Annotated in this window: 5 protein-coding genes and 1 pseudogene; all 6 read right to left on the minus strand. The window is 69.1% G+C overall.

Going from position 1 to position 8,240, the window contains the following annotated elements:
* On the minus strand, positions 1 to 751 hold a 751-nt coding region (locus MTBSS4_RS15990; protein WP_173984405.1), incomplete at its 3' end, for a tetratricopeptide repeat protein.
* Positions 748 to 2,928, minus strand: a complete 2,181-nt coding sequence (locus tag MTBSS4_RS15995) for a glycosyltransferase family 41 protein (protein ID WP_173984406.1) — start codon at positions 2,926 to 2,928, stop codon at positions 748 to 750. The genes MTBSS4_RS15995 and MTBSS4_RS15990, both read right to left, overlap by 4 nt.
* Positions 2,918 to 4,789 (minus strand): tetratricopeptide repeat protein, encoded by a 1,872-nt coding sequence (locus tag MTBSS4_RS16000; RefSeq protein ID WP_173984407.1) that lies wholly within the window; start codon positions 4,787 to 4,789, stop codon positions 2,918 to 2,920. Before MTBSS4_RS16000 ends, MTBSS4_RS15995 begins: the two co-directional genes overlap by 11 nt.
* Entirely contained in the window at positions 4,786 to 7,086 is a 2,301-nt protein-coding gene (locus tag MTBSS4_RS16005) for a glycosyltransferase family 41 protein (RefSeq protein WP_173984408.1), read from the minus strand. The genes MTBSS4_RS16000 and MTBSS4_RS16005 overlap by 4 nt, the downstream gene beginning before the upstream one ends.
* A gap of 85 nt (positions 7,087 to 7,171) precedes the next feature.
* Positions 7,172 to 7,999: an alpha/beta hydrolase gene (locus tag MTBSS4_RS16010; protein WP_173984409.1), complete on the minus strand. Its 828-nt coding sequence runs from the start codon at positions 7,997 to 7,999 to the stop codon at positions 7,172 to 7,174.
* 58 nt (positions 8,000 to 8,057) lie between these two features.
* Positions 8,058 to 8,240: pseudogene (locus MTBSS4_RS16015) on the minus strand (glycosyltransferase); the annotation flags it as partial.

Consider the following 8,240-nt stretch of genomic DNA (forward strand, 5'->3'; position numbering starts at 1 on the left):
GGGTCAGCAGCAGGTTGCGGTGGGCGGGCAGCGATCCGGGATTCAACTCCTGCGCCCGCCGGTAATGGGCCATGGCGGCGTCGGGCTGGCCGAGATTGCGCAGCAATTGCCCCATGTTGCTGTGGGCCTCGGTCATGTCGGGAGCGATGGCCAGGACCCGCTCGAACTCGGCGGCGGCCTCGTCGAGGGCGCCCTGTCCCATCAGGACATTGGCCAGGTTCATCCGGGTCTTGGGGTCGCCCGGGTCCAGTTCCAGCCCCCGCCGGAACGAGCGGGCGGCGTCGTCCAGGCGCTTCAATCCGTTGAGGACGATGCCGAGATTGTTGTGGGCGGCGGCGAATTCCGGCCTGACGGCGATGGCCTGGCGGAAGCTGGCTTCGGCCTCGGCCAGCCGGCCGCGATCCTTGAGCATGACGCCCAGGTTGTAGAGACCTTCGAAATGGGTGGAATCGACCTGGATGGCCCGGCGATAGCTGGCCTCGGCCTCGTTGGTCCGCCTCAGCCCCTCCAGGGCGTTGCCGAGAGAGACATGGAACATGGGAATGTCCGGCCGGGTGGCGATGGCGGCCTGGAAGTGGGGCAGGGCAGCCTCGGCCTTGCCGAAATGCAGCGCCAGCAGGCCAAGATTGTGGTTGGCGTCGGGATGGCCGGGGATGGCGGCCAGGATAGCGCGGTAAAGCCGTTCGGCCTCGGCCATGCGGCCGTCGCGGTGGTGGGTGATGGCCTGCTTCAGCGCCTCGTCGACGGTCATGGCCGGCCATCCCGTCCGATGCACCAGCGCCGCCACACGGCGCGGTAGGCGCGTTCGATCTGGCCGGCCCGTCTCCGGGCGTCGCACAGCGGCGACGCCTCGATACGCCGGCGCAGGCCGGCGCGCAGCCGGGTCAGCCGGTCGGGGTCGGCGGCAAGGCCCTCGCAGATGTCCACATAGGCGTCCGGCGATCCGGCGATCAGTTCGCCAAGCCCCAGCGGCGCCATGATCGAGGCGGCCCAGCGGCTGACCATGACCCGCCCCGGCAAGGTCACTACCGGGGTTTCCATCCACAGCGCCTCGAAGGTGGTGGTGGAGCCGTTGAACGGAAACGGGTCCAGGGCGATGTCGATGTCGTGATAGAGGGCGAGGTGGGATTGGGCGCTGTCGCGCGCCGCCGCCAGGTCAAGCCGTTCCGGGCCGATGCCGTTGGCGGCCATCGCCGCCAGGATGCGCCGGCTGACCAGCGGTGCCGCCATCCAGTCCAGGTATTTCAGCCGCAGGCGGGAATTGGGAACCCGGTGCAGCACCCTGGCCCACAGCGCCAGGGTCTCGTCGGACAGCTTGGCCGGATTGTTGAAGCTGCCGAAGGTGGGATAGCCGTTGACCAGCATCGGCAGCCCGCCCGGCGGCGGCGCGTCGGCGATGGGATCGTGAAGATAGAAGCTGGGCAGGCGGATCGGGCGTTCGGTGAAGCGCTCGTCGCCATGGCGCGGCACCAGCACCCGGTCGGCGATCAGGTAGTCCATCGCCTCCAGCCCGCTGGTGGCGGGATCGTGGAAGCTGATCTGGATGGGGGCGGGACGGAAGGCGCAGACCTGCGGGCGGTTGAGGTCGAAGCGGCCGGCAAGGCTGACCAGGATGTCGATGCCGTCGGCGCGGATCAGATCGGCCACCTGGCGGTCGCTCATGCCGATGATGCCGCGCCAACCGGCGGCCTGGGCGTGAAAGCGGCGGCTGAACGAGTCCGAGGAGGCTACATGGGCGTAGAAGAACAGCTCGAAGCGGTCGCGGTCGTGGGCCTCGACCACCGGAATCAGGTTGCGTCCCACCGGATGGCCATTGAGGTCCGAGGACAGATAGCCGATGCGCAGGCGGCGGTCGGGATCGGGCGGATTGGCGAAGGCCACGGCCTGCGGATAGTGGGGCCGGGCGTGGCGGGCCTCGAAGGCGCGGTGCTCGGCGAATTGCATCTCCGGCGTCCAGGCGGGGTCGTACAGGATGGCGGCCAGCAGGTTGCGGTGGGCCATGACGTTGTCCGGCTCGATCTCCATCACCCGCCGGTAGCTGGCGATGGTTTCACCGTAGCGGCCCTCCATCCGGAACAGGCCGGCCAGCTTGTTGTGGGGCTCGGCCATCTTGGGATCGAGGGCCAGCGCCCGTTCATAGCAGTGCCGGGCGTCGTCGAAGCGGGCCTGTTCGTTCAGCGCGCATCCGAGATTGTACAGGGCGCCGGGATAGTCGGGGCGAAGTTCCAGGGCGCGGCGGTGGCAGGCCTCGGCCTCTCCCGCCTGACCCATCTCCATCAGGACGCCGCCGAGGTTGTTGTGGGCCTCGGCGTAGTCGGGACGCAGGGCGACGGCCTTGCGATAGTGTTCCGCCGCGTCGCGAAGCCGGCCGGTCTTGGCGCACAAGACCCCCAGATTGTAGTGAGGGTCGACGAAATCCGGCCGGATGTTCAAGGCCTTGGTATAGGCGGCGATGGCCTCGTCGTGCCGCCCCAGCGCGAACAGCGCCGTTCCCATGTTGTTGTGGGCCTCGGCGAGGCCGGGCCTGAGGGCGATGGCCAGTCCGTATTGCTCCAGCGCTCCGGCCGGGTTGCCCGCCAGTTGCAGGGCGTTGCCCTGGTGGTAGCATTCCTCCGCCAGGTCGGGCTTCAGGGCCAGCGCCCTGGCGAAGCGGGCGCTGGCCTCGTCGTGCCGCCCCAGCCGGGCGAAGGCCTCGCCGAGGGACAGGTGCAGGTGGGGGACGTGGCCGGCATTGGCGACCGCCGCCATCAGATGGGGCAGTCCCGGCTCGGTCTTGCCGAACGCCATGGCGATCCGGCCAAGATTATGGTTGGCCCAGGCATGGTCGGGCGCTGCCTTCAAGATGGCGCGATAGAGTGCCTCGGCCTCGGCGAGGCGGCCGGCCTGATGGTGGGTGATGGCCTGCTTCAGGGCGTCGTCAAGCGTCATGATCGTTCCTGCACCAGCGGCGCCAGACGGCGCCATAGATCCGCTCCAGCTGCCGGGCGCGGAGGCGGGGATTGCACAGGGGCGATGCGGCGATGCGTTCGCGCAGGCCGGATCGCAGGACGGTCAGCCGGTCGGGATTGGCGCACAGCGCCTCGCAGATGTCCACGTAGTCATCGGGCGAGACGGCGATCAGGCTGGTCAGGCCAAGCGGCGTCAGGATCGACGCGCTCCAGCGGCTGACCATGGTCTCGCCCGGCAAGGTGACCACCGGAACGCCCATCCACAACGCCTCGAAGGTGGTGGTGGAGCCGTTGAACGGGAACGGGTCCAGCGCCAGATCGAAATCGCGGTAAAGGCCCAGATGCTCCGACAACCCTTCCACATGGCCCAGGATGTCGATGCGGCGGCGATCGATTCCGTGGGCCTCCATGATCTTGAACACGCGGTCGTGAACGGCGGGCGAGGTGAACCAGTTCTTGTATTTCAGGGACAGCCGCGCGGTGGGCAGGCGGCCAAGCACCTTGGCCCACAGCGCCAGGGTGGCGTCGGACAGCTTGGCCGGGTTGTTGAAGCTGACGAAGGTGGGATGGCCGTTCGCCAACAGCGGCGGCATGGGGGCGGGGGGCGGCGCGGCGATGGGCTCGTGCAGGTAGAAGCTGGGCAGGCGGATCGGGCGTTCGGTGAAGCCCTCGCGGGTGTGGCGCGGCGCCAGTACCGGGTCGGCGATCAGGTAGTCCATCGCCTCCAGCCCGCTGGTGGCGGGATCGTGGAAGCTGATCTGGACGGGGGCGGGGCGAAAGGCGGCGACCAGCGGCCGGTTGTTGTCGAAATGGCCGGCCAGGGTGACCAGGATGTCGATGCCGTCGGCGCGGATCAGGTCGGCGACCGCGCCGTCCTCCAGCCCCGCCACCATCCGCCAGCCATCGGCCCGGCGGCGGAACCGTTCGGTCATCTCGTCGGCCAGCAGGACATTGGCGTAGAAGAACAGCTCGACCTTGTCGCGGTCGTGGGCTTCGACCAGCGCGATCAGGTTGCGTCCCACCGGATGCCGCCTGAGATCGCCCGACAGATAGCCGATGCGCAGGCGGCGGTGGGGATCGGGCGGATTGGCGAACGACGCCGAGACGGGATAGTGCCGTCTGGCCTGCATGTCCTCGAAGCGGCGATGCTCGGCGAACAGCGTCGCCGCGCTCTGGCCGGACTGGTAGAGCAAGGCGGTGAGCAGGCTGGAATGGGCGCGGGTCAGGTTGGGGACGATATCGAGGGTCCGTCTGAAGCAGGCGACGGCCTGGTCCAGGTTGCCGGTGTCGGTGCAGGCGGTCGCCATGTTGTAGTTTGCCGCCGCCATGTCGGGGCGGAGCGCCAGCGCCTTGCCGAAATGGTCCAGCGAATCCTGGAATTGTCCCAGGTCCCTCAGGATGCCGCCCAGGTCGCAATGGGCCTCGGCATAGTCGGGGCGCAGCGCCACCGCCCGGCGATAGCACTCCGCCGCCTCGGGATTTCGGCCCAGATCGGTCAGGATCTCGCCCATCTCGGCATGCCCTTCCGCCCGGTCGGGCTGCAACTCCACCGCCTTGGCGTGGCAGGCCAGGGCCTCGTCCAGCCGTTGCAGCGAACGCAGCGCCCGCCCCAGGGCGGCATGATAGGCGGCCATGTCCGGCCGGGCCTGGATCGCCGCTTGCAGATAGGCAAGCCCGGCCTCGGCATGCCCGGTCTGCCCGGCCAGGATTCCCAGGAAATGATTGGCGGCGGGATGGTCGGGCAGGGCCTCCAGGATGGCGCGATAGAGGCGCTCGGCCTCGGCCAGCCGTCCCGCCTTGTGGTGGAGGATGGCCTGCTCCATGGCTTCGTCGACGGTCATGGGCGGCGGTTCCGGGTCGCGCACCAGCGCCGCCACAGGGCGCGGTAGATGCGTTCCATGTGGCGGGCCTTGGCCTTGGCGTCGCATAGCGGCGAGGCGACGATGCGGTCGCGCAATCCGGATCGCAGGGCGGTCAGGCCGTCGGAATCGGCGCACAGGCGCTCGCAGATGTCGACATACCCGGCGGACGAGGCGGCGATCAGTCCGGTCAGTTTCAGCGGCGTCAGGATCGAGGCGGTCCAGCGGCCCAGCATGGCCTCGCCCGGCAGGGTGACCACCGGCACCCCCATCCACAGCGCCTCGAAGGTGGTGGTGGAGCCGTTGAACGGAAACGGGTCCAGGGCGACGTCGATGCGGTCGTAAAGGGCGAGATGCTCGGCGACGCCGTCCACCGACCCCAGCAATTCGATGCGTTCCGCTTCAACGCCGTGCTCGGCCATGATGGCGATGATGCGGGCACCGATGCTGGGGGTGCTCATCAGGTTGCGGTATTTGAGCGCCAGCCGCGCGGTGGGCAGGCGGCGCATGACCTCGGCCCACAGGACCAGGGTGTCGCGGCTCAGCTTGGCCGGGCTGTTGAAGCTGCCGAGGGTGGGATAGCCGTTGCGCAGCATGGGCGGCGGTGTGACCGGCGGCGCGTTGTCGATGGGGGCGTGCAGGTAGAAGCTGGGCAGGCGGATGGGGCGTTCGGCGAAGCGCTCGCGGCCGTGGCGGGGCGTCAGCACCGGATCGGTGATGATGGCGTCCATCACCTCCAATCCGCTGGTGGCGGGATCGTGGAAGCTGATCTGGACCGGCGCCGGCCGGTAGGCGGCGACCAGCGGCCGGTTGTTGTCGAAGCGGCCGGCCAGGACCACCAGGATGTCGATGGAATCGGCGCGCATGACCTCGGCGATCTGCCGGTCGTCGTGGCCGACCACCGAACGCCAGCCGTCGGCCAGACCCTGGAACTCCAGGGTCTGGGCGTCGGGGCGGTTCACGTTGGCGTAGAAGAACAGCTCGACCCTGCCGCGGTCATGGGCATGGACCAGCGGCAGCAGGTTGCGGGCGACCGAATGGCCGCGGAAATCCGACGAGAGGTAACCGACGCGCAGGCGGCGGTCCGGATCGGGCGGATTGGCGAACGACACCGTGGACGGATAATGGGGGCGTGCGTGCAGGTCCTCGAACCGGCGATGCTCGGCATAGCGCCGCTCCAGCGTCCAGCCGGGATGGAACAGGATCGCCGACAGCAGGTTGCGGTGGGCGGAGGCCGATTTCAGGTTCAGGTCGACGGCGTCGAGGTAGTGGATGACGGCTTCGTCGTAACGGCCGGTCCCCATCAGGACATTGCCCATGTTGTTGCGGGTCTCGGACAGGTCGGGCCGCAGCGCGGCCGCGCGCCGGTAGCAGTCCAGGGCGTCGTCCAGCCTGCCCAGGTCCTCCAGGGTCCGGCCCATGGAATTCAGCGGCTCGGCAAGGTTCGGATCGATATCCAGCGCCCGCTGGAAGCAGGCCAGCGCCTCTTCCGGCCGGCCCATGTCGCGCAGCGAATTGCCCTTGTTGTGGTAGCCCTTGGCGAAATCCGGCCGGAATTCCAGGATGCGGTCGTAGCAGTCGATGGAATCCCGATAGCGGCCCAGCGCCCACAGGGTTCCGCCCATCAGGTTGAGGGCCTCGGCGAAATCGGGTTTCAGTTCCACCGCCCGACGCAGGGCGTCGATGGCCTCGTCCAGCCGGTTCTGGGCGTGAAGGGCGAGGCCGAGGTTGTAATGGGCCAGGGTGAAGCCGGGGGCGGCGGCGATGGCGCGGCGGTAAAGGGCGATCGCTTCGTCCAGTTCGCCCCGGTCCTGGTGGATGATGCCCAGGAACATGAGGGGCTCGGCGAAATCGGGCCTGACCGCGATGGCGCGGCGGTAAAGGGCCACGGCTTCGTCCGTCCGCCCGCGGTTCTGCTCGACATGGCCGAGGGCGACGTTGGCGTCGGGCAGGTCGGGATCGATGGCCAGGGCCTGACGATGGCAGGACTCGGCCTCGTCGACGCGGCCCAGCACCATCAGGGCGTTGGCGAGGCCGGCGTGAAAGGCGGCGGCTCCGGGCCTGGCCGCCACCGCCGCCCGCAGATACGGCAGCGCCGGCTCGGCCTTGCCGAAATGAACGGCGATCAGGCCCAGATTGTGATTGGCGTCGGGATGGTGGGGAACCTGTTCCAGGATGGCCCGGTAGATGCGTTCCGCCTCGGCCATGCGGCCCGCTCGGTGGTGCTCGACGGCTTGGCGCAATGCCTCGTCGACCGTGACAACGGAAGCCGTCTCCATCTGTTCCCGCGAATCATCGAATTGGTCCAGGCGGGCGAACCATACAAGATGGCGCGAACCCGTCATAGGGGAATGTTGGTAATGCCTATGGGCAGGAGGGTGCGTCCTTGAGGGCGCTTGTCCAGCGTTCGGCCCAGCCGTCCTCGTGGGTGGCGCCCGACATGGTCGACAGCCTGACGCACGAGCCGTCGCCCGAACGCTGGGCGTAGCGCGCCGCGATGAAGCCCGGCACCACCGTGTCGCGGCCGCCGCTGTAATGAATTTGCGGCAGGCGCGCCAGCCGGGGGGCGACGTCGATGGGATTGAGCGACGCCGGAATCTGGGTGACCCGGTGATGGTTGTGCAGGGCGACATGGTCGAGATTGCCGGCGACGGTCCTGAGGCTCAGCACGTCCGGGCGTCGCGCCGCCAGCAAGGCGGCGACGGCGCCGCCGCCGGAATAGCCCACCAGATGCAGGCCGGAGGCGCCGGCCCTGGCCTTCAACTGCTCCACCGCCTGGTCGGTGGCGGCGATGACCTCGGGGGCGAAGCGCTTGGACGACCAGTAGGCGTCGTGGCAATGACGCTCGCGCCCCAGGTCGACGTACTGGCAGGGGCGGCCGAGATAGGCGACGTTGGCGGCGGGGTCGCGGACGGCCAGTCGCAGGGCCAGGGGATTGTCCGGGGTTGGGTTGAGGGACAGCTGGGTGCGCGTCGTCCAGGCGCGGCCGTCGCCCTCGATATAGACGGTGAGGGGCTCGCCCGGCCGGCCGAGATGGCTGTAGCTCATCAGGGTGAAGCTGTCGGTGCGCAGGGTCGCCTTGGTCATCCTGGCCGAGGCGGCGATGGCGTCGGCATCGGCGCCGCGTTTTTCCACCGTGCCGCAGCCGGCGGCGAGCAGAAGCAGCAGGCAGGATGTCAGGGCGCGGTGCATCGGCGGTCTCCGGCAAGGATGGACGTGGCCGGCATTCTCGGGGGCGGGCCGGCGGCTGTCAACGCCGGCACCACCTTTTCCAGAGGGCGCGGCAGGCGCGTTCGAGATGCCTGGCCTTGATCCTGGCGTCGCAGAGGGGCGACGCCGCGACGCGGTGGCGCAATCCGTCGCGCATCCTGGCGAGGCCGTCGGGGTCTGCGGACAGGCGCCGGCAGATGTCGACGTAATCGGCGGGGGAGGC

It is taken from the genome of Magnetospirillum sp. SS-4 (genome assembly GCF_902729425.1).
In the GTDB taxonomy this organism is placed as follows: Bacteria; Pseudomonadota; Alphaproteobacteria; order Rhodospirillales; family Magnetospirillaceae; genus Phaeospirillum.

Excerpts from the sequence above, each read along its gene's own strand:
- MTBSS4_RS15995 (WP_173984406.1), bottom strand. The coding sequence starts at position 2,928 with ATGACGCTTGACGACGCCCTGAAGCAGGCCATCACCCACCATCAGGCC.
- MTBSS4_RS16005 (WP_173984408.1), bottom strand. The coding sequence starts at position 7,086 with ATGGAGACGGCTTCCGTTGTCACGGTCGACGAGGCATTGCGCCAAGCC.
- MTBSS4_RS16000 (WP_173984407.1), bottom strand. The coding sequence starts at position 4,789 with ATGACCGTCGACGAAGCCATGGAGCAGGCCATCCTCCACCACAAGGCG.
- MTBSS4_RS16010 (WP_173984409.1), bottom strand. The coding sequence starts at position 7,999 with ATGCACCGCGCCCTGACATCCTGCCTGCTGCTTCTGCTCGCCGCCGGC.